This is a genomic window from Bradyrhizobium cajani (assembly GCF_009759665.1).
GTDB lineage: Bacteria > Pseudomonadota > Alphaproteobacteria > Rhizobiales > Xanthobacteraceae > Bradyrhizobium > Bradyrhizobium cajani.
This window is the reverse complement of record NZ_WQNE01000022.1, coordinates 126,667-147,281: the sequence shown is the minus strand read 5'-3', so window position 1 is coordinate 147,281 and position 20,615 is coordinate 126,667. Positions and strand designations below refer to the sequence as shown.

Sequence of the window (20,615 nt, the reverse complement as noted above, 5' to 3'; positions counted from 1 at the left end):
GCGTCGGCGCCAGTGGCAACCGCGCCGGCGGCTTCGACGGCGACCGCTCCCGCTGCTCCGACGACGACCCCCGCGACCACCGCGAAGCCCGATGCGGCGGCCGCTGTCGCGCCGGCCATGAAGGAATTGTCGCCCTGGGTGATGTTCATGTCGGCGGACATCATCGTGAAGGCGGTGATGATCGGGCTCGCCTTCGCCTCGCTGATGACCTGGACCGTCTTCATCGCCAAGTCGATCGAGCTGTCGGTCGCCTCCAGCAAGCTTCGTTCGGCACTGAAGAAGATTGCGGAGGCGCGCTCGCTCGCGGAAGCGCAGATGGCGCTCGGCACCAAGCAGGGCATCCTGCCGTCCTTCCTGGCGGCGGCACTGCGCGAGGCGCGGATGTCGGCAGGCCTCTCCAGCGATACCGGCATCAAGGAGCGTGCGGCGTCGAGCTTCTCCGAGATCGTGCGGGCTGAACAGCGGCGCATCCGCATCGGCATGGGCGTGCTCGCGACCATCGGCTCGACTTCGCCCTTCGTCGGCCTGTTCGGCACGGTCTGGGGCATCATGAACAGCTTCATCGGCATCTCGAAGTCGCAGACCACGAACCTCGCCGTCGTCGCGCCCGGCATCGCCGAGGCGCTGCTCGCGACCGCGATCGGCCTCGTCGCCGCGATCCCCGCCGTCATCATCTACAACCATTTCGCGCGCGTGACGAAGGGCTATCTCGAGCTCGTCAGCCGCGCCTCGGGTGCGGCGGGGCGGCTGCTCTCGCGCGATCTGGATCGCAGCCACGGCAGCATGCATTCACGCGCGGCGGAGTGAGCCAGGAGTGAACCAATGGGCGTTTCGCTCGCAGACAACGACGGCGAAGACGACGATTTCTCGGAAACGCATGACATCAACGTCACGCCGTTCATCGACGTCATCCTGGTGCTGCTGATCATCTTCATGGTCGCAGCGCCGCTCTCCACGGTCGATCTGCCGATCGACCTGCCGACGTCGAGCGCGACGCCGCAGAAGAAGCCGGACAAGCCGACCTATGTCAGCATCAAGCCCGATCTGACGCTTGCGATCGGCGAAAACGCGGTCCACCGGGCCGAGTTGATCGGGACGCTCGACGGGCTGTCCGACATGAGCAAGGACAAGTACGTCTTCGTGCGCGCCGATCGTTCGGTGCCGTATGGCGAATTGATGGGCGTCATGGAGCTCCTGCGCTCGGGCGGCTACACGCGGGTGAAACTCGTTGCGCTGGAAGGCGCTCCCGGGGCGCCTGCGTCAGGCGCCGCTCAGCCTTAGAGGCCCGCCATGTCGGACGAACTCAGACCATCGCGGAAGCTTTGGATCCTGGCGGCAGTGGCGGCGCTTGCGCTCCATCTGGGTGGTGCTGCGCTCGCGCTGGCTCATTTGAGCACCGACGATGACGGCGACGGCCTTGGTGCGGCCGGCGCGGAGTTCGCCGTGGAGATGGCCTCGCCCAAGGCGCCCGAAACCGATCTGCCACCCGGCCCTGACAGCGAAGCCATGCAGGAGCAGCAGGCGCTTCCCGAGCAAAAGGCCGAGACCAAGGAGACGGAGCTCCCGAAGGACCAGTCGCAAGAGGTCGAGGATCCCGACCGGGTCGTGACCGAGAACAACGCGAAGAAGCCGACGGAAGACGATCCGAAGATTCAGGCCGTCGAAACGCCGGCCGCCGAGGCGTCGCCGAAATCGGTCGCGACGGCACGGCAAACGCTCGACGAGGATGCGCGCGAGGCCGAGAAGGCGCTGGCGCCCGTCATTGGTATCGGCAAGGACATCCTGAAGCTGACGGCTGACTGGAACCGCAAGATCAGCGCACATCTCACGCTTCACAAGGTCAATCCGGAGGGCAAGGAGCCCAACAACCAGAAGGTCAAGGTGAGCTTCGCGATCAACCGAAAGGGCAACGTGCTGTCGGTGGATGTGGTGGAGTCGTCCGGGGACGCAGCCTATGATGCGGCCGCGCTGTCTATTGTCCGTAAGTCAGATCCCATCCCGCAACCGCCTGCCGGGCTGACGGACGATCGGTTCGAGCGCACCGTCGACATCATCTTCACGCCCGCGGACGCGAAGAAAAAGAAGAAGACGGCTCAGCGCCAGTAGAGCCGGATCCCGACATAGACCACGACTAGGCAGACGAAGATCAGCGCCACCGGCAGCGGTCGCTTCTGGGTTCCAGCGAAGGTGGCCGCCCCGAAGGAGACCGACTTTTTCGGCTTCGGGGCTGGGCGGCGGAAAGCGGTAACATTGTCCGCCGCCGGCTCGGCTGGGCGGGGACGGACATCGGGCGGAGTTCCCGCGCCGCCCATCTCGGCATAATAGGCCTTGTAGATCGCAGCGATGGTGGCTTCGCTGGCCTCGCCCTCGCTCATCCGCGCCAGCAGGTTCTTGTAACTCTCGAGGAACTCCTGGGCCTCCGGAGGCAGCGCGGACAACCCGTTGAGCTTGGCCATCATCTTCCAGGTGGCAAAATCGGCGCGGGCGCGGGTGTCGGCGCGTCGCGCGATCAGCATATCGGCAGCTTTGACCAAGTCGGCCTCTGGCCCTTCGGCATGAATTCGGACGTTATGTTCAACTACGCGTTGCCGGTCAGGAAGAGAACAGCCTGAATCACATAACCGGTCAACGTCCGCAGTATTGCTGAAATAACATCAAGATTTAGACCGAACTGCGAACCCGCAAGCGGTAGCAGGATCAGGAGACCGATCAGGATCAGCATCCCGAACGGCTCGAGCCGGGCCAGCGGCGCGGCGAGCGGGCGGGGCAACAGCCCGACCGCGACGCGTCCTCCATCAAGCGGCGGAATCGGCATCATGTTGAACACGGCGAGGACCGCGTTGATCACCAGCGCATTCCTGAGATTGTCGAAGATCCATCGCGCGGCGCCGGCCGGCGCAAAAGGCAGGGCGTGGAGGGCAAGAGCCGCCGCGAGCGCCAGCAGGATGTTGGTGGCGGGACCGGCCAGCGCCACCCAGACCATGTCGAGCCTGGGGTGGTTGAGCTTGCGGAAATTCACCGGCACCGGCTTGGCATAGCCGAACAGGAACGGCGAATGCGCGAACAGCAGCATCGCAGGGAGAATCACGGTGCCGAACGGGTCGATATGCTTGAACGGGTTGAAGCTGACCCGCCCGAGCTGCCAGGCCGTGTTGTCACCGAGCCGGTACGCGACGAAGGCGTGCGCGGCCTCGTGGAAGGTGATGGCGAGCACCAGCGGCAGCACCCAGACGGAGATGTCATAAATTGAAATGTTCACCAGCTCATCCGTTCCGGTTCTGCCCGCGTGCTTCGCAAAGCAGGCCGTATAGGGCCACAACCCTTCACGATCTACCCATATATGGCGCCCAATTCCGAAATTGCCCGTTGCAAATGATCCGCCAGGAGGGCGCCTGCGGACGACAGGTGCCGCGCGCGGTGGAGGCGGATCTCCGCCGCCGGCAAGGCTGGCAGACCGTCACGATCGGACAGGGCGCGAAGGCTCGCCGGCAAGGTCCCGGCCTTCACCACCGTCACTGCGAGACCTTGAGCCGCGATCGTCTCGATCGCTGCGAGCGTCCGGCTGACATAGGCGAGCCGCCAGGGCAGGCGGGCGGTGTCGAGCGCCTCCGCAGCCCATTGCCGAAACAGGCAGCCCGGCGGGTAGAGCGCCACGGGCAGGGGATTCCGCGCCGCGGCCCGATAGGACGGGGCGGCGGCCCAGACCGCCTGCTCGCGCCTCAACAGCTCGCCCTTGCCGCATCCTTGCGGATGCATGGCGATGACGAGGTCATAGGCATCGCCGAGCCGCGCCGGCATCGTCGCGGTCAGTCCCGTCTCGATCTCGACCCGGACCAGTGGATGGTGCGTGGCAAAGCGCGTCAGCAGGGGCGGAATGACGATGGTGCCGTAATCGTCCATCACGCCGAGGCGGACCACGGCTTCGTGCTTGCGCGCGCGCAGCGCATCGATCGCCTCTGCATTGAGGTCGAGAAGCCGGCGCGCATAGACGAGCAGCTCATCGCCCGCGGCGGTCAGCGCGACGCCGGCCCTGGTGCGCTGAAACAGCTTTGTGCCGAGCCGTTCCTCCAAGCGCCTGATTTGAACGCTGACTGCCGATTGGGTCCGGTTGAGCAGGTGGGCCGCGCGCGTGAACGAGCGATGTTCGGCGACGGCGAGAAACGCCTTCAGCAGATCGGGATCCAGAACGGTTGTGGTCATGACGTAACGTTATCCCAGCATGACGGAAATTCCATTCCCAGTTTCGGCGCGCCTCGTATGCTGCCGTCAAAGCATCGACGGGAGGAATCGTGGGCGAAATCTCCGGCGTTCTGGCCGCCGTGCTGTCGAGCGCGCTGGGCGGCACCTCGATCGGCGCCACGCGCTATCTCGTGAATAGCCTCGATCCGCTGGCGATCGGGTCGTTCCGCTTCGGCATCGGTTTCCTGCTGCTTTTTCCTCTCGCCCTGCTGCGCGGCGATCGCTGGCCGGAGCGCGGGGATTGGGCCGCTGCGATCGGGCTCGGCATGCTGTTCTTCGCCTTGTTTCCGATCCTGTTCAACGCATCGCTGATCTTCACGACCGCGGCGCGCGGCGCACTTGCGCTGTCGACGCTGCCTCTGCTGTCGCTGGTGATCGGGGCGGCGCTCGGCGCCGAGGCCCTGACCTGGCGCAAATCGATCGGCGTCGTGGTTGCGACTTTCGGGGTTGCCGTCGCGCTTCTGTCCGACCTGACCTCGGCTCCGACGGGAGCCTGGCGCGGCGATCTCCTGATGATCGCGGCGGCGCTCTGCATGGCGCTGTACGGCATCTGGTCGAAACCGTTGATCCGACGGTCCGGCCCAATTGCCTTCACGACGATGAGCATGGCAGCAGGTGCTGCTTGCCTCATCCTGCTGTCGCATGTGCGCGGCAGCTTTGCGCCCGTCACCGACTTCGGCGCACCGCAATGGCTCGCGGCGCTCTATCTCGGGGCGTTCGGCGCCGCGCTGACCTTCTATCTCTGGGCTTTCGCGCTGGAGCGGACGACGCCGACGCGGGTCGCAATCTCGGTGACGGTCAATCCGGTCACGGCGTCGCTGGTCGGGGCCTATTTGCTCAACGAGCCTCTGCGCTGGAATCTGGCGGCGGGAATTGTCGCGGTCTTTGCCGGAATCTGGATCGCGACGACGCCGGGCCGCCGTGCTCAGGCCGCGGGCGTCTGCGCTTCAGGCCTATCCTGACATCACGCCGGAATCGTCGTCTGATATTGCGTCAGGCCGTCGTCGAGCCTCACCCAGGCGAGCTTTTCCGAGACCCAGATGTGCTCGGTCGGCGCGAAGGCGTTGCGGTCGTCGAAGGTCGCGAGCGCAACGCCCGCCAGCGTGCCGTTGCGGCGCCAGGCGAACAGGCGCGTGCCGCAGCGCTTGCAGAACACGCGGTCGATGTTCTCGGAGGACGCGTAGCGGGCGGTGTCGCCCTCGACGGTCAGGGCGCGCTGGTCGAACTGCGCGCGGGCGAAGAAGGGCGAGCCCATCGCCTTCTGGCAGATGCGGCAATGGCAGATGCGGACGTTGAGCGGCTCGCCTTCGGCCTTGAACCGCACCGCGCCGCACAGGCAGCCGCCTTCCCGGATCATGGTGTCCTCAATAGGTTGCGCGTCCGCCGGAGATGTCGAATACCGCGCCGGTCGAGAACGCGCAGTCTTCGGATGCGAGCCAGCTGACCATTGCGGCCAGCTCTTCGACCAGCACGAAGCGACCCTTTGGAATCTTCGACAGCATGAAGTCGATATGCTGCTGCGTCATCTGGTCGAAGATCGCGGTCTTCGCCGCCGCCGGCGTCACCGCGTTGACGAGGATGTCATGCGCGGCGAGCTCCTTGCCGAGCGACTTCGTCAGCGCGATCAGGCCGGCCTTGGAGGCCGAATAGTGCGAGGCGTTCGGATTGCCTTCCTTGCCGGCGATCGAGGCGATGTTCACGATGCGCCCGTATTTCTGCTTGAGCATCGCCGGCACGATCGCCTTGCAGCAGATGAAGGGGCCGTCGAGGTTGATGCGCAGGACTTTCCGCCATTCCTCGAGATCGGTCTCCCAGACCGGCTTGTTGACGCCGGCGATGCCGGCATTGTTGACGAGGATGTCGATCTTGCCGAAGGCGGCGAGCGTCGCATCGCGCGCCTGCTCGACGGCGGCGGTGTCGGTGACGTCGACCTTGAAGACGCGGGTCTCGCCGCCGATCTCCTTTGCGGTCTTCTCAGCCAGCGCGGCATCGAAGTCCCAGATCGCGACCCTGGCGCCGGAGGCGACGAAGCGCTCGGTGATGGCGCGGCCAAAGCCCTGCGCGCCGCCGGTGACGACAGCGACGCGGCCGTTGAGATCGATCTTGTTCATGAGATGCGATCTCCGAACGTCAGAGCATGTAGCCGCCATCGACGACGAGGTCGACGCCGGTGGTGAAGGCGCTTTCGTCGCTGCCGAGATAGACCGCCATGGATGCGATCTCGTCGGCAGTGCCGAGCCGGCCCATCTTCTGGCGGGAGATGAACATCTCCTTGCCCTGCGGCCCCTGCGCCGCGGCGCGGTCGAGCATCGAGGGCGTCTCGACGGTGCCGGGGCAGATCGAGTTGCAGCGGATGCCCTTGGTGATGAAGTCGAGCGCGACCGCGCGCGTGAGCAGCGACACCGCCGCCTTGGACGCGCTGTAGACGTAGCGGTTGGCCGGCGGCCGCAGCGCCGCGCAGGACGAGATGTTGACGATGCTGCCGCCGCCGCCCGCCAGCATCTCGGGCAGGAAGGCCCTGATGGTCCGGTGCATCGATTTGACGTTGAGGTCGAACGAGAAGTCGAAATCCTCTTCCGAGCACTCCAGGATGGTGCCGTGATGCACGAAGCCCGCCGCGTTGAGCAGGATGTCGATCTTGCCGACGCGCTTGGCAAAGGCATTGACGTCGGCGGTGTTGCGGACGTCGAGCTTCGCCGTCTCGGCGATGCCTTCCTTGGCAAGGCTTGCGATGCCGCTCTCGTTGATGTCGGTCGCGATCACGGTTGCGCCTTCACGCGCGAATGCGATGGCGCATGCGCGCCCGATGCCGGCGGCTGCAGCCGTGACGACGGCGCGCTTGCCCTTGAGGCGGTCTGCCATTTTCTTGTTCTCCCGTTGTTTTCCAATGCCATCCCCGCGTCATTGCGAGGAGCCCTTGCGACGAAGCAATCCAGGCTGTCTCCGTGGAGATATCTCTGGATTGCTTCGCTTCGCTCGCAATGACGTGTGGCTGTCAGTGATTATCCCGCGCCACGCCAAACGCGCCGGCGACGTTCTGGTACCGTGTGGCGAGCTCCATGCAGGCGCCGGTCGACTGCTGGCCGACGGTGTTGCGGTAGATCTCCTGCCACGGCGTCTGGTTCGGCGGATGCTTGAAGCCGCCATTGGCCTTGAGCTCGGCGTGACGCTTGTTCAGCTCCTCGTCGGAGATCAGGATGTTGGCGCTGCCCTTGTTGAGGTCGATGCGCACCTTGTCGCCGGTCTTCAGGATCGCAAGGCCGCCATTGGCGGCAGCTTCCGGCGAAGCATTGAGGATCGAGGGCGAGCCCGAGGTGCCGGACTGGCGGCCGTCGCCGATGCAGGGCAGGGACAGGATGCCGCGTTTGATCAATGCTGCCGGCGGCTGCATGTTCACGACCTCGGCGCCGCCGGGATAGCCGATCGGCCCGGTGCCGCGGATGAACAGCACGCAGCGCTCGTCGATGTCGAGCGAGGGATCGTCGATCCGTTCGTGGTAATCCTCCGGACCCTCGAACACGATGGCGCGGCCCTCGAAGGCGTTGAGATCCTTCGGGTTGTTGAGATAGCGGTCGCGGAATTCCTTGGAGATCACGCTGGTCTTCATGATCGCGGAATCGAACAGGTTGCCCTTCAGCACCAGGAAGCCGGCATCCTTCACCAGCGGCTTGTCGTAGGCCCAGATCACGTCGTTGTCGGGGACCGGTGCGTTGGCGCAGTTCTCGCCGATGCCGCGGCCGTTGACCGTGACCGCATCCTCATGGATGCGCTTGTGCTTCATCAGTTCGCGCACCACCGCCGGCACGCCGCCGGCGCGGTGGAATTCCTCGCCGAGATAGAAGCCGGCCGGCTGCATGTTGACGAGCAGCGGCACGTCGTGGCCGAACTTCTGCCAGTCGTCGATCGACAGCTCGACGCCGATGTGGCGCGCCAGCGCATTGATGTGGATCGGCGCGTTGGTCGAGCCGCCGATCGCAGAATTGATGACGATGCAGTTCTCGAACGCCTTGCGGGTCAGGATGTCGGAGGGCTTGAGGTCTTCCCAGACCATCTCGACGATGCGCTTGCCCGTCTCGTAGGCGATTTGGCCGCGCTCGCGATAGGGCGCGGGGATGGCCGCGCAGCCCGGCAGCGAGAAGCCGAGCGCCTCGGCAAGCCCGTTCATGGTCGACGCCGTGCCCATGGTGTTGCAATGGCCGACCGAGGGCGCCGAGGAGGCCACGATCTCCATGAACTCCTCATAGTCGATCTCGCCGGCGGCGAGCCGCTCGCGCGACTTCCAGACGATGGTGCCGGAGCCGGTGCGCTCGCCGGCGTGCCAGCCGTTCAGCATCGGGCCGCCCGACAGCACGATTGCGGGCAGGTTGACGGTCGCCGCCGCCATCATGCAGGCCGGCGTCGTCTTGTCGCAGCCGGTGGTCAGCACCACGCCGTCGAGCGGGTAGCCGTAGAGGATCTCGACAAGGCCAAGATAGGCGAGGTTGCGGTCGAGCGCCGCGGTCGGGCGCTTGCCGGTCTCCTGGATCGGATGGGTCGGGAATTCCATCGCAATGCCGCCGGCCTCGCGGATGCCCTCGCGGACGCGGTGGGCCAGCTCGATATGGTGGCGGTTGCAGGGGGAGAGGTCGTTGCCGGTCTGGGCGATGCCGATGATCGGCTTGCCGGACTGAAGCTCGGCGCGGGTGAGCCCGTAGTTCAGGTAGCGCTCCATATAGAGCGCGGTCATGCCCGGATTATGCGGGTTGTTGAACCATTCCTGCGAGCGGAGGTGGCGGCGAGCGCCGTTGCTGGCGGGCGCTTGCCCATTGGTTGGCTTTTTTGTCATTGGTCTCTCCTGCAATGCAAACGCACTGGCGTCCGTCTCAACGTGTCGGCTTGTGCGATGCCCAGCGGCGCGAGCGTTGATCTGCCGGCCCGCTGGCGGGTCGATTCCTCACAAGTGCGATACTAGTCATGGGTACTTGGTAACGCTACCATTTTGTTCACCGCGCCGGCGCCGGCGCCGGCAGCGGCCGGCCGGCTGTCTGCGTGCCGCGACGACGAGCTTTGCCGTTCGATCACCTTGAAGCCGAGGTCAAGGACCGGCTGCTCCGGGCGGCGTCCCTCGATCGCCTCGATCAGCATGGTGGCGGCCGTCCTGCCCATCTCGTAGCGGTTGGTGCGCACGCTGGTGAGGGTGGGGACGGCGGAGGCCATGAATTCGAGGTCGTTGAAGCCGACGATCGCGATCTGCTCGGGGACCGTGATATCGCGGCGCCGGCATTCGAACAGCACGCCGAGCGCGAGATCGTCATTGGCGCAGAACACCGCATCGATCTCGGGCTCCCGCGCCAGGAGATCAACGAACAGGGCGCCGCCGAGCGTCACCGAGGTCGGTGTCGCCGTGGTGACGACGAGGCGCTGCTCGAACAGTGCGGCGTCCTTCATCGCCGAGACATATCCGTCCAGCCGCCGCTGCACCCGCGGATCCATGCGCGCGCCGACGAAGCCGATCTTGCGGTGACCCTGCGCGAACAGGTGGGCAACCGCCGCGCGGGCTGCATCATAGTGCGAAAAGCCGATCATCATATCGACCGGATGGGGCCCGATCTCCATGATCTGAATGATCGGGCAGTCGGCAGCCTCCAGCATTGCGCGCGATTCTGCGGTCTGGTCGATCCCGGTGACGATCAGCCCGGCCGGCTTCTGCGCGAGGAACAGGCGCAGCAGCTTCTCCTCCTGGAGAATACTGTAGCGTGTGTTGGAGAGCTGGATCGAGTAGCGGCTGCCTTCGGAGGCGTCATAGATGCCGCGCAGCACGTCCGAGAACACGTTGTTGGTGAGGGAGGGGATCAATACGCCGATGACTTCGGTGCGCTGCGAGGCCAGCGCGCGCGCCGCCAGGTTCGGCACATAGCCGAGCTCCTTGGCCGCGCTCTCGACCCGCGTCCGCTTGGCGACCGACAGCGCCTCGGGATTGCGGAAGAAGCGGGACGCCGTAATCGGGCTCACGCCGGCAAGCTCGGCGACTTCCGCCAGCCGGATTTTGCCTGACTTGGTGCGTTTTCGACCCATTTGCTGCTCTTAACACAGTCACCGTCGCAAACAAAGGAACGTTGACAGCGCTACCAGCAGCGACTAACCAAAGACAAATTGCCAAAACCGCACAAACTGCCGACAATGTCGCCCGCTAAGATCGGGCTTCGTTCGGTGAAGTCCGAAAAGAACAAGACGGTCGCGGCGCGAGAGGCGTCGTGGACTTTCGAGGAGGGAGCTAGATGTCGTCTGTGCAAATCCGCGACGTGCGGAAATCGTTCGGCAATTTTGAAGTCCTGCACGGCGTGACGATCCCGATCGAGGACGGCCAGTTCGTCGTCCTGGTTGGCCCCTCCGGCTGCGGCAAGTCGACGCTTCTGCGCATGCTCGCCGGTCTCGAGAACATCACTTCCGGCACGATCTCGATCGGCGACCGCGTTGTCAACAATGTCCAGCCCAAGGAGCGGGACATTGCGATGGTGTTCCAGAACTACGCGCTCTACCCGCACATGACGGTGGCCGACAACATGGGCTTCTCGCTGAAGCTGCGGAACGCGAGCTCCGACGAGATCAACAAGCGCGTCAAGCGCGCCGCTGAAATCCTGGCGCTGTCGCCGCTGCTCGAGCGCTATCCGCGCCAGCTCTCCGGCGGCCAGCGCCAGCGCGTCGCCATGGGCCGCGCCATCGTGCGCGATCCCCAGGTCTTCCTGTTCGACGAGCCCCTGTCGAACCTGGATGCCAAGCTGCGCGTCGCCATGCGCACAGAGATCAAGGAGCTGCACCAGCGGCTGAAGACGACGACCGTCTACGTGACCCACGACCAGATCGAGGCCATGACCATGGCCGACAAGATCGTGGTGATGCATGACGGCATCGTCGAGCAGATGGGCACGCCGCTCGAGCTCTACGACAAGCCTGAGAACCAGTTCGTCGCCGGCTTCATCGGCTCGCCCGCCATGAACTTCCTGAAGGGCCATGTGCGCGTCAACGGCGTTGCGACCTTCGAGGGACCGAACGGCGTCAAGCTGCCGCTCAAGACCGCGCCGGCGGCGTCCGACGGTCGCCCCGCGGTCTATGGCGTGCGGCCGGAGCACTTCACGATCGCCGACGACGGCGCCGAGGCCGAGATCATCGTGGTCGAGCCGACCGGCTCGGAGACCCAGGTGTTCGCAAAGCTCGGCGGCGAGCAGGTCGTGGCCGTGTTCCGCGAGCGCCACCAGTTCAATCCGGGCGACAAGGTCCGGCTGAGGCCCGACCCGTCAGTGGTTCACTTGTTCGACGAGGCGACGGGCAAGCGCATGAACGCGTAGCGTAAGTTAAGACAAGAAAAAGCATCACAGGGAGGACGACATGCAAGACTTTACCCGCCGGACTCTGCTTCAGGGCGGAACGGCTCTGGCTGCGACCGGCATGCTGACGGGGCCGGCACTGTTTGATTTCGCGAAAGCCTGGGCACAGAGCGCGCCGTGGAAGGCGGAGCCGGGCGCCAAGCTGACCGTGATGCGGTGGAAGCGCTTCGTGCCGGCGGAAGACGATGCGTTCAACGCGATGGTGGCGGCGTTCAAGGCCGCGACCGGCACCGAGATGAACGTGTTCAGCGAGTCCTTTGAGGACGTGCAGCCGAAGGCCTCGGTTGCGGCCAACACCGGCTCCGGCCTGGATCTCGCCTGGGGTCTGCACACGCTGCCGCAGCTCTTCCCCACCAAAGTGCTGAAGATGAACGACGTCGCCGATTATCTCGGCAACAAATACGGCGGCTGGACCGATGCGGCCGCAAAGACCTGCAAGCTCGGTAACGACTGGCTCGGCATTCCCGTCGCCACCAACGGCGGTTACATGACCTACCGCAAGTCGGCGCTCGACAAGGCGGGTTTCAAGGAGTTCCCGAAGGACTTCCCCGGCTTCCTCGAGATGTGCAAGGCGCTCAAGGCGAACAACACGCCGGCCGGCTTCGCGCTCGGGCATGCCTCGGGCGACGGCAATTCGTGGCTGCACTGGGTGCTCTGGGGGCACGGCGCCTACACGGTCGACCAGAACGACAAGATCATCATCAATTCGCCGGAGACGGCGAAGGCCTTGGAGTATTGCAAGGCGCTGTACGAGAGCTTCATCCCGGGCACGCCGTCGTGGAACGATTCCTCCAACAACAAGGCGTTCCTCGCCGGAGAGCTTTATTGCACGGCGAACGGCATCTCGATCTACGTGGCCGCCAAGACCGACGCGACCAAGAAGGAGCTTACCGCGGACACCTATCACGCGCTCTGGCCAGTCGGTCCGGTCGGCAAGCCGACCGAGCTGCAGCTTGCGCTGCCGATTCTCGCCTTCAACTTCACCAAATATCCGAACGCGGCGAAGGCCTTTGTCGCCTTCATGCTGGAGAAGGAAAACTACGAGAAGTGGCTGGATGGCGCGCAAGGCTACCTGACGCAGACCTTGAACGCCTATGAGACGGCGCCGATCTGGACGGCGGATCCCAAGAACGCCGTGTTCTCGCAGGCCTCCAAGCGTACCCTGCCGGCATCCGGCATCGGCACGGTCGGCGAGAAGGCGGCAACCGCGATCGCCGACTTCATCGTCGTCGACATGTTCGCCAACTACTGCACCGGCTCCAAGGATGCGAAGGGCGCGATGGCGGAAGCCGAGCGCCAGCTGAAGCGCATCTATCGCTGACAGTCACGGAGCGGGCGGCAGTCTCGCCGCCCGCTCGTCCACACTTCGATCAGGGATATCGGGCATGGCTGATGTCGTAGTTCCCCGGGCCAAGCCTCAGATGAGCGAGGCCTACGCCTGGAACCAGCTCAAACACAATCGCAACTGGCTCGGCTTCTGGTTCATGCTGCCGGCCATGGCGATCCTGATCTTCTTCCTGGCCTATCCGCTGGGGCTCGGCATCTGGCTGTCCTTCACGGACACCCGCATCGGCAGGGTCGGGCACTTCGTCGCAACCGAGAACTATGAGTGGCTCTGGGACGACTCCATCTTCTGGCTGTCGGTGTTCAATACGCTGCTCTACACATTTCTCGCCAGCGCTTTCAAATTCGGCATTGGCCTCTATCTTGCGCTGCTCCTGAACGAGAACATGCCGTTCAAGGCGATGCTGCGCGCGATGGTGCTGATCCCCTTCATCGTGCCGACGGTGCTCTCGGCGCTGGCCTTCTGGTGGATCTTCGACTCGCAATTTTCGATCATTTCCTGGTCACTGAAGCATCTCGGACTGATCAGCCAGAATATCAACTTCCTCGGCGACACCACTTGGGCCAGAATTTGCGTGATCTTCGCCAACATCTGGCGTGGCGTTCCGTTCGTGGCGATCACGCTGCTCGCGGGGCTCCAGACCGTCTCGCCATCGCTTTATGAAGCCGCAACCCTCGACGGCGCATCGCGCTGGCAGATGTTCCGACACATCACCTATCCCTTGCTGACGCCGATCATCGCGGTGGTCATGACCTTCTCCGTGCTGTTCACCTTCACCGATTTCCAGCTGATCTGGGCGATGACGCGTGGCGGTCCGGTCAACGCGACGCATCTGATGGCGACCCTGTCCTATCAGCGCGCGATCATCGCCGGGCAGCTGGGCGAGGGCGCCGCGATCTCCAGCGCCATGATTCCTTTCTTGCTCGCGGCCATCATGATTTCGTGGTTCGGATTGCAGCGTCGCAAGTGGCAGCAGGGAGAGAGCAATGACTGACCTGCCCACCAGATCCATCGATCTCAAGGCCGTATTGTCCGGCTCGTCGCCGACGGCCGATCACAGCGAGGGCATGAGCTATCTGCAGTCGGTGCCGCGGCGGATCGTGACGCTTTATCTGCCGCTCACGATCATCGTCGTGGTCCTGCTGTTTCCGTTCTACTGGATGGCGCTGACCGCGGTGAAACCGGACGAGCAACTGCTCGACATGGAGACCTACAACCCGTTCTGGACCTGGAGCCCGACGTTCAAGCACTTCCACAAGCTGCTGTTCGAGAGCTACTATCCGCACTGGCTCTGGAATACGATGTATGTGGCCGTCTGCGCGACGGTGCTTTCGATCTTTGCGAGCGTGCTGGCCGCCTATGCCATCGTGCGGTTGCGGTACAAGGGCGCCCATCTCGTCGGTGGGCTGATCTTCCTCGCCTATCTCGTGCCGCCGTCGATCCTGTTCATTCCGCTCGCCACCGTCGTCTTCCAGTACGGCCTGTTCGACTCGCCCCTGGCGCTGATCCTGACCTATCCGACGATCCTGATCCCGTTCTCGACCTGGTTGTTGATGGGCTATTTCAAGACCATTCCCTTCGAGCTCGAGGAGTGCGCGTTGATCGACGGGGCGAGCCGCTGGCAGATCCTGGTCAAGATCGTGCTGCCGCTCGCGGTGCCTGGCCTGATCTCGGCCTTCATCTTCTGCTTCACGCTGTGCTGGAACGAGTTCATCTATGCGTTGACCTTCCTGCAATCGACCAGCAACAAGACGGTGCCCGTCGCGATCGTCAACGAGTTCGTGGACGGCGACATCTACCGCTGGGGTTCGCTGATGGCGGGAGCTCTGGCTGGCTCGCTGCCGCTCGTCATCCTTTACGCGTTCTTCGTGGAGCATTATGTGTCGGCGATGACCGGCGCCGTGAAGGAATGATTGCGGGGCCGCCATGAGAGCGCGCCGGGCCTGACGCGCTCCGGCCAATAAGCCAATAAGAAGGAGTAGGCTCTTGCACATTCTGGTTCTGGGCGCCGCCGGCATGGTCGGCCGCAAACTCTGCGAACGGCTGCTTCGCGACGGCCGGCTCGGCAAGAGCGACGTCACCAGGCTGACCATGCATGACGTGGTCGAGCCGAAGAAGCCGGAAAAGGCCGGCTTTCCCGTCGAGACCGTGTCGGGCGATTTCGCCGTGCCGGGCGCGGCCGAAAAGCTGATCGCCGGCCGCCCCGACGTGATCTTCCATCTCGCCGCGATCGTCTCCGGCGAAGCCGAGCTCGATTTCGACAAGGGCTACCGCATCAATCTCGACGGCACGCGGATGCTGCTCGACGCCATCCGCCTCGTCGGTGGCGGTTACAAGCCGCGCGTGGTCTTCACCTCGTCGATCGCGGTGTTCGGCGCGCCATTCCCGGACGCGATCGGCGATGAGTTCTTCCACACGCCGCTGCTCAGCTACGGCACCCAGAAGGCGATCGGCGAACTCCTGCTCGCCGACTATTCCCGCCGCGGCTTCCTCGACGGCATCGGCATCCGCCTGCCGACCATCTGCATCCGCCCGGGCCTGCCCAACAAGGCGGCCTCTGGCTTCTTCTCCAACATCCTGCGCGAGCCGCTGTCGGGCAAGGAGGCAGTCCTGCCGGTCTCCGAGGACGTCCGCCATTGGCACGCGACGCCGCGCTCCGCTGTCGGCTTCCTGCTCCACGCCGGCACCATGGACCTCGCGGCCGTCGGTCCGCGCCGCAATCTGACCATGCCGGGCCTGTCGGCCACGGTCGGCGAGCAGATCGCGGCCTTGAAGCGCGTCGCGGGCGAGAAGGTCGCCGCGCGCATCAAGCGGGAGCCCGATCCCTTCATCGTCGGCATCGTCGGCGGCTGGCCGCGCAATTTCAATGCAAAGCGGTCGCTCGAGCTCGGCTTCACCACGGCCGAGAAGAATTTCGACGACATCATCCGCATTCACATCGAAGACGAGCTCGGCGGCAATTTCGTCGCCTGATCTCTGGCTGAGCGGGTCACATGATGGCGAGCGTTGCTTGCATCGGCGAATGCATGGTCGAGCTCAGGCAGGCCCAAGGGGCGGGACAGTCCGCGGGACAGTCTGCCGGGCAGGGCGGCGGCCTGTATTCGCGCGGCCTCGGCGGCGACACCCTCAACACCGCGGTGTATCTGGCGCGGCTCGATGTCAAGGTCGACTATCTCACCGCGCTCGGCGATGATGCCTTGAGCGATGAGATGATCGCGGCCTGGAATGCCGAGGGCGTCGGCACCCGGCGCGTCGCGCGGTTGCCGGGCAAGCTGCCCGGCCTCTACATGATCCAGACGGACGCCAAGGGCGAGCGCCAGTTCTTCCACTGGCGCGACAGCGCGGCGGCGCGCCAGCTGATGAGCCTGCCGGAGACCGACGAGCTCCTCAACTCGCTGATGAGCTACGACGTCGTCTATCTCTCCGCGATCACGCTTTCGATCTACGATGCGCCCGGGCGCGAGCGCCTGTTCGCCGCGATCAAGCGCGCGCGCCTGCTCGGCACCCGCTTCGTGTTCGACACCAATTTCCGCGCACGCGGGTGGCCCGACCGCGATGTCGCGCGCGAGGTGTTCGCCGCAGCCTTCGCGGCCGCCGACATCGTGCTGACCTCGACCGAGGACCTGCTCGCGCTCTATCCCGGCGAGAGCCACGAGCAGCTGATGGCGCGCATCCCGACGCCCGAGCTGGTATTCCGGCTGGCCGAGCCCGTGAGCCTGCTGCGCTTCCCCGGGGGCACGAGCGAGGTTCGTGCCGAACCAATGACCAAGCCCGTCGTTGACACCACGGCGGCCGGCGACAGCTTTGCCGCGGCCTATATCGCGGCCCGGCTCGGCGGCTCCGAGCCGGTCGAGGCGGCCCAGGCCGGGCATCGCCTGGCCAGCCTCGTGATCTGCTATCCCGGCGCCATCATTCCGGGCTATGCCATGCCACCGAAGAAGCGGCACCGGCCGGCATCTTCGCGCCAGGCGACCAAGTGAAACGAAAGCCAAGACCCAAGACATGACCACGGCTGCTCAACAGAACCAACTCGTCGCGCTGTTTCGGGACGCGACCGTCATTCCCGTCCTCACCATCGAGCGCATCCAGGATGCGGTGCCGCTGGCACGCGCGCTGGTCGCCGGCGGCGTCCGCACGCTGGAGGTGACCCTGCGCACCCCTGTTGCGATCGAGGCCGCAAGGGCGATGATGGCCGAAGTCCCCGAGGCGGCGGTCGGCATCGGCACAATTCTCAATCCGGCCGACTTCACCCGCGTCGAGAAGCTCGGCGTCAGGTTCGGCATCAGCCCGGGCCTGACCCCTGACCTGCTGAAGGCCGCCGCCGACAGCGCCTTGCCGTTCGCGCCCGGCATTGCCACCGCCTCCGAGCTGATGATGGCGCTGACCCACGGCTTCGACGTCGCAAAATTCTTCCCGGCCGAGCAGGCCGGCGGTATCAAGGGCCTGCGCGCCCTCGGCGGCCCGTTCCCGAACGTGCGGTTCTGCCCCACCGGCGGCGTCGGCGAGGCCAATGCGGCGACCTGGCTCGCCGAGCCCAATGTGGTCGCGGTCGGCGGTTCCTGGCTGTGCCCGACGGCCGAGATCAGGGCCGGGAACTGGGCCGGCATAACTGCCATCTGCCAGCGCACCCTCAAGGCCCTGAAAGGCGCGTGAAGTCTTGCCATCCTTGGGCTAAGACTTAGCTCAGATAAGACGCGAGGGAGAGAAGACCATGACCGCCAGCATCGTCGGATGGGCGCATACGCCCTTCGGCAAGTTCGACACCGAGACCGTCGAAAGCCTCGTCACCCGCGTGGCCAATGAGGCGCTGGCGGATGCCGGTGTTTCGGCCTCCGATGTCGACGAAATCGTGCTTGGCCATTTCAACGCCGGCTTCTCGCCCCAGGATTTTACCGCCTCGCTGGTGCTCCAGGCCGACCCTAAGCTGCGCTTCAAGCCGGCGACCCGGGTCGAGAACGCCTGTGCCACGGGCTCGGCCGCCGTGCACCAGGGCCTGCGCGCGATTGCCGCAGGGGCGGCCAAGATCGTGCTCGTTGTCGGCGTCGAGCAGATGACGCGCACGCCGGGTCCGGAGATCGGCAAGAACCTGCTCAAGGCGTCCTACCTGCCTGAGGATGGCGACACGGTCGGCGGCTTCGCCGGCGTGTTCGGCAAGATCGCCAGCTCCTACTTCCAGAAATACGGCGACCAGTCCGATGCGCTGGCGCTGATCGCGGCCAAGAACCACAAGAACGGCGTCGCCAATCCCTTCGCCCAGATGCGCAAGGACTTTGGCTTCGACTTCTGCCGCGCCGAGAGCGAGAAGAACCCTTACGTCGCGGGCCCCCTGAAGCGCACCGACTGCTCGCTGGTCTCCGACGGCGCCGCCGCGCTGGTGCTGGCCGATGCCGCGACCGCCAAGACCATGAGCAAGTCGATCGGCTTCCGCGCCACCGCGCACGCCCAGGACTTTTTGCCGATGTCCAAGCGCGACATCCTCCAGTTCGAGGGCTGCACGGTGGCCTGGCAGCGCGCGCTGGAGAAGGCGGGCGTGACGCTGTCCGATCTCTCCTTCGTCGAGACCCATGACTGCTTCACCGTCGCCGAGCTGATCGAATACGAAGCCATGGGCCTGACGCCGAAGGGGCAGGGCGCCCGCGCCATCAAGGAAGGCTGGACGCTCAAGGACGGCAAGCTGCCGGTCAACCCGTCCGGCGGCCTCAAGGCCAAGGGCCATCCGATCGGTGCCACCGGCGTCTCGATGCATGTGATGACCGCGATGCAGCTCGCCGGCCAGGCGCCCGAGGGCATGCAGCTCAAGAATGCCAAGCTGGGCGGCATCTTCAACATGGGCGGCGCCGCCGTTGCCAACTACGTCTCCGTGCTGGAGCCGTTGAAGTAGGCTCTCGTGGGGTGGGCAAAGGCGCTATGCGCCGTGCCCATCTTCTTCCTTGCGCTAGATCAAGGTGGACACGCTATGCTTTGCCCACCTTATCGCTCCTGATTGATTTTGCGGGAAATGCATCATGAGCAATGGCTACGAAGATTCGCTGTCGATGGACGCACTCAACGACCGCATTGCGATCCTCGAGGACAATATCCGCCAGCTCATCGAGCAGGCCGCTGCCGCCTCCGGCGAGCAGAACGAGTCACGGATCGCCGACCGCATCAACCAGCAGAACGACGAGCTCGACCGGCTCCTCAAGATCCGCGAATCCCGCCAGAAGAAATAGCGACCCGGTATCGCCGCACGGTGCATGCGGCCATACGCCGGTCGCCCTTGCGCGCGCGGCGGTGCTGCCGTTAGCTGGACCGAAATTGCAAGGGCCAGCCGCGCCCTGCGCAATCGGGAGCAAACGATGGGGCCGCTGAAAGGCATCAAGGTCATCGACATGACCACCGTGCTGATGGGGCCCTATGCGACCCAGATGCTCGGTGACTATGGCGCTGACGTCATCAAGGTGGAATCGCTCGATGGCGACGTGACCCGGCTGATCGGCCCGACGCGGCACGCCGGCATGGGCCCGGTGTTCCTCAACACCAACCGCAGCAAGCGCTCGATCTGCCTCGACCTCAAGAAGCCGGCTGGGCGCGAGGCCGTGCTGCGGCTGCTGAGGGATGCCGACGTGCTCGTCTACAACGTCCGCCCGCAGGCGATGGCGCGGCTTCAACTCGGCTACGACGTCGTCTCCGCAATCAACCCGCGCCTGGTCTATGCCGGCGTGTTCGGCTTCGGCCAGGACGGCCCCTATGCGGCAAAGCCCGCCTATGACGATCTGATCCAGGGCGCCACCGCGTTGCCGGCGCTGATGGCGCAGACCGGCGACGGCGTGCCGCGCTATGTGCCGAACGCGCTGGTCGACCGCATCGTCGGCCTCACCGCGGTCGGTGCGATCTGCGCCAGCCTCGTGCATCGCGACCGCACCGGTCGCGGCCAGCGCGTCGACATCCCGATGTTCGAGACCATGGCCGGCTTCGTCATGGGCGACCACATGGGCGGGCTCACCTACGAGCCGCCGCTCGACAAGGGCGGCTACGCCCGCCACCTCTCGCGCGACCGCAGGCCTTACAAGACGTCGGACGGCTATCTCAGCGTCATCGTCTACAACGACAAGCAGTGGGAGAACTTCTTTAAGGCCACGGCGCGCGACGATCTCCGTGCCGATCCCAAATTCGCGACCTTCGCTGGCCGCGCCGCCAATATCGACGTCGTCTATGCCGAACTCGCGCGCATCTTCGAGACGCGCGCCACGGCCGAATGGATCGATCTGCTCACAAAGGCCGACGTGCCCGTGATGCCGATGCACGACCTCGCGTCGATCCTGCATGACGAGCATCTCGAGGCGACCGGCTTCTTTCCGATCGTCGAGCATCCCACAGAAGGCCGGATCCGCAGCATGAAAGTGACGACCACCTGGTCGGAAACGGAAGCCGAGCCGGTGCGGCTGGCGCCGCGCCTCAACGAGCACGGCGCAGAGATCCTGCGCGAGCTCGGCTATTCCGCCGACGAGATCGCAGTCATGGTTCGCGACGGCGTCACCAGGGCTGTCGCCGACGGGTAGGAATTGGTATGTAGGTTGCGCCAAGCGACGATGTAGTCGTGAGGATGTATCCATTGTTCAACAATATCTGCTGGCCGGAGTGGGGCCCCCGCATGCCCCTTCTAGCGGCCCCGGAACTGCGAAACG

General features: G+C 65.0%; 22 protein-coding genes. 14 read left to right on the top strand and 8 right to left on the bottom strand.

Annotated features, from left to right (window positions below; translation table 11 throughout):
• From exbB to GPL20_RS24775, 3 genes are all read left to right on the top strand, one after another.
• Window positions 1-807, top strand: an 807-nt coding sequence (gene exbB / locus GPL20_RS24785) for a tonB-system energizer ExbB (protein ID WP_246250914.1), incomplete at its 5' end; no start/stop codon positions are given.
• A gap of 15 nt (window positions 808-822) precedes the next feature.
• On the top strand, window positions 823-1,281 hold the full coding sequence (gene exbD, locus GPL20_RS24780; RefSeq protein WP_157332488.1) for a TonB system transport protein ExbD: 459 nt from the start codon (window positions 823-825) through the stop codon (window positions 1,279-1,281).
• A gap of 9 nt (window positions 1,282-1,290) precedes the next feature.
• Window positions 1,291-2,106 (top strand): energy transducer TonB, encoded by an 816-nt coding sequence (locus GPL20_RS24775; protein WP_157332486.1) that lies wholly within the window; start codon window positions 1,291-1,293, stop codon window positions 2,104-2,106.
• Here GPL20_RS24775 and GPL20_RS24770 read toward each other — a convergent pair.
• The 3 genes from GPL20_RS24770 to GPL20_RS24760 all read right to left on the bottom strand — a co-directional run bounded on the left by GPL20_RS24770 (window position 2,094) and on the right by GPL20_RS24760 (window position 4,200).
• Window positions 2,094-2,516 (bottom strand): hypothetical protein, encoded by a 423-nt coding sequence (locus tag GPL20_RS24770; protein ID WP_157332516.1) that lies wholly within the window; start codon window positions 2,514-2,516, stop codon window positions 2,094-2,096. The two genes, GPL20_RS24775 and GPL20_RS24770, sit on opposite strands and share 13 nt — an antisense overlap.
• 62 nt (window positions 2,517-2,578) lie before the next feature.
• Window positions 2,579-3,259: a site-2 protease family protein gene (locus GPL20_RS24765; protein WP_254125209.1), complete on the bottom strand. Its 681-nt coding sequence runs from the start codon at window positions 3,257-3,259 to the stop codon at window positions 2,579-2,581.
• Between the two features lie 71 nt (window positions 3,260-3,330).
• Entirely contained in the window at window positions 3,331-4,200 is an 870-nt protein-coding gene (locus GPL20_RS24760) for a LysR family transcriptional regulator (protein WP_157332484.1), read from the bottom strand.
• Window positions 4,201-4,289: 89 nt separating this feature from the next.
• Between GPL20_RS24760 and GPL20_RS24755 the strand changes: the two genes are divergently transcribed.
• Complete coding sequence (locus GPL20_RS24755; RefSeq protein ID WP_254125211.1) at window positions 4,290-5,201, top strand: DMT family transporter; 912 nt, start codon at window positions 4,290-4,292, stop codon at window positions 5,199-5,201.
• A gap of 2 nt (window positions 5,202-5,203) precedes the next feature.
• On the opposite strand, the gene GPL20_RS24750 is transcribed toward GPL20_RS24755, so the two are convergent.
• The 5 genes from GPL20_RS24750 to gntR form a co-directional block, all read right to left on the bottom strand.
• Window positions 5,204-5,596: a GFA family protein gene (locus GPL20_RS24750; RefSeq protein ID WP_157332482.1), complete on the bottom strand. Its 393-nt coding sequence runs from the start codon at window positions 5,594-5,596 to the stop codon at window positions 5,204-5,206.
• Between the two features lie 7 nt (window positions 5,597-5,603).
• Window positions 5,604-6,350 (bottom strand): SDR family NAD(P)-dependent oxidoreductase, encoded by a 747-nt coding sequence (locus tag GPL20_RS24745; protein ID WP_157332480.1) that lies wholly within the window; start codon window positions 6,348-6,350, stop codon window positions 5,604-5,606.
• Window positions 6,351-6,369: 19 nt separating this feature from the next.
• Window positions 6,370-7,101, bottom strand: coding sequence for an SDR family oxidoreductase (locus GPL20_RS24740; protein WP_157332478.1), 732 nt, complete (start codon window positions 7,099-7,101; stop codon window positions 6,370-6,372).
• Window positions 7,102-7,234: 133 nt separating this feature from the next.
• On the bottom strand, window positions 7,235-9,064 hold the full coding sequence (locus tag GPL20_RS24735; RefSeq protein WP_157332476.1) for an IlvD/Edd family dehydratase: 1,830 nt from the start codon (window positions 9,062-9,064) through the stop codon (window positions 7,235-7,237).
• A 122-nt stretch (window positions 9,065-9,186) separates the two neighbouring features.
• Window positions 9,187-10,293 (bottom strand): HTH-type transcriptional regulator GntR, encoded by a 1,107-nt coding sequence (gene gntR, locus GPL20_RS24730; RefSeq protein WP_157332474.1) that lies wholly within the window; start codon window positions 10,291-10,293, stop codon window positions 9,187-9,189.
• 203 nt (window positions 10,294-10,496) lie between these two features.
• Between gntR and GPL20_RS24725 the strand changes: the two genes are divergently transcribed.
• The 10 genes from GPL20_RS24725 to GPL20_RS24680 all read left to right on the top strand — a co-directional run bounded on the left by GPL20_RS24725 (window position 10,497) and on the right by GPL20_RS24680 (window position 20,489).
• Entirely contained in the window at window positions 10,497-11,564 is a 1,068-nt protein-coding gene (locus GPL20_RS24725) for an ABC transporter ATP-binding protein (protein WP_157332472.1), read from the top strand.
• Between the two features lie 40 nt (window positions 11,565-11,604).
• Complete coding sequence (locus tag GPL20_RS24720; protein WP_157332470.1) at window positions 11,605-12,924, top strand: ABC transporter substrate-binding protein; 1,320 nt, start codon at window positions 11,605-11,607, stop codon at window positions 12,922-12,924.
• A gap of 64 nt (window positions 12,925-12,988) precedes the next feature.
• Window positions 12,989-13,942, top strand: coding sequence for a carbohydrate ABC transporter permease (locus GPL20_RS24715; RefSeq protein WP_157332468.1), 954 nt, complete (start codon window positions 12,989-12,991; stop codon window positions 13,940-13,942).
• 73 nt (window positions 13,943-14,015) lie between these two features.
• A complete protein-coding gene (locus GPL20_RS24710) occupies window positions 14,016-14,861 on the top strand; it encodes a carbohydrate ABC transporter permease (protein WP_373568201.1) in 846 nt (281 codons plus the stop codon).
• 73 nt (window positions 14,862-14,934) lie between these two features.
• Window positions 14,935-15,921: a D-erythronate dehydrogenase gene (denD, locus tag GPL20_RS24705; RefSeq protein WP_157332464.1), complete on the top strand. Its 987-nt coding sequence runs from the start codon at window positions 14,935-14,937 to the stop codon at window positions 15,919-15,921.
• 23 nt (window positions 15,922-15,944) lie between these two features.
• On the top strand, window positions 15,945-16,928 hold the full coding sequence (locus GPL20_RS24700; protein WP_157332510.1) for a sugar kinase: 984 nt from the start codon (window positions 15,945-15,947) through the stop codon (window positions 16,926-16,928).
• Between the two features lie 22 nt (window positions 16,929-16,950).
• The gene (eda, locus tag GPL20_RS24695; RefSeq protein WP_167533191.1) at window positions 16,951-17,601 is read left to right on the top strand and encodes a bifunctional 4-hydroxy-2-oxoglutarate aldolase/2-dehydro-3-deoxy-phosphogluconate aldolase; all 651 of its coding nucleotides are present in this window, start codon (window positions 16,951-16,953) and stop codon (window positions 17,599-17,601) included.
• Window positions 17,602-17,659: 58 nt separating this feature from the next.
• Window positions 17,660-18,829 carry an acetyl-CoA acetyltransferase gene (locus GPL20_RS24690; RefSeq protein WP_157332460.1) on the top strand — a complete coding sequence of 390 codons (1,170 nt, stop codon included), beginning with the start codon at window positions 17,660-17,662 and terminating at the stop codon, window positions 18,827-18,829.
• Between the two features lie 124 nt (window positions 18,830-18,953).
• Window positions 18,954-19,160, top strand: coding sequence for a hypothetical protein (locus tag GPL20_RS24685; RefSeq protein WP_157332458.1), 207 nt, complete (start codon window positions 18,954-18,956; stop codon window positions 19,158-19,160).
• 126 nt (window positions 19,161-19,286) lie between these two features.
• Window positions 19,287-20,489, top strand: coding sequence for a CaiB/BaiF CoA transferase family protein (locus GPL20_RS24680; RefSeq protein ID WP_157332456.1), 1,203 nt, complete (start codon window positions 19,287-19,289; stop codon window positions 20,487-20,489).
• Window positions 20,490-20,615: the final 126 nt, after the last annotated feature.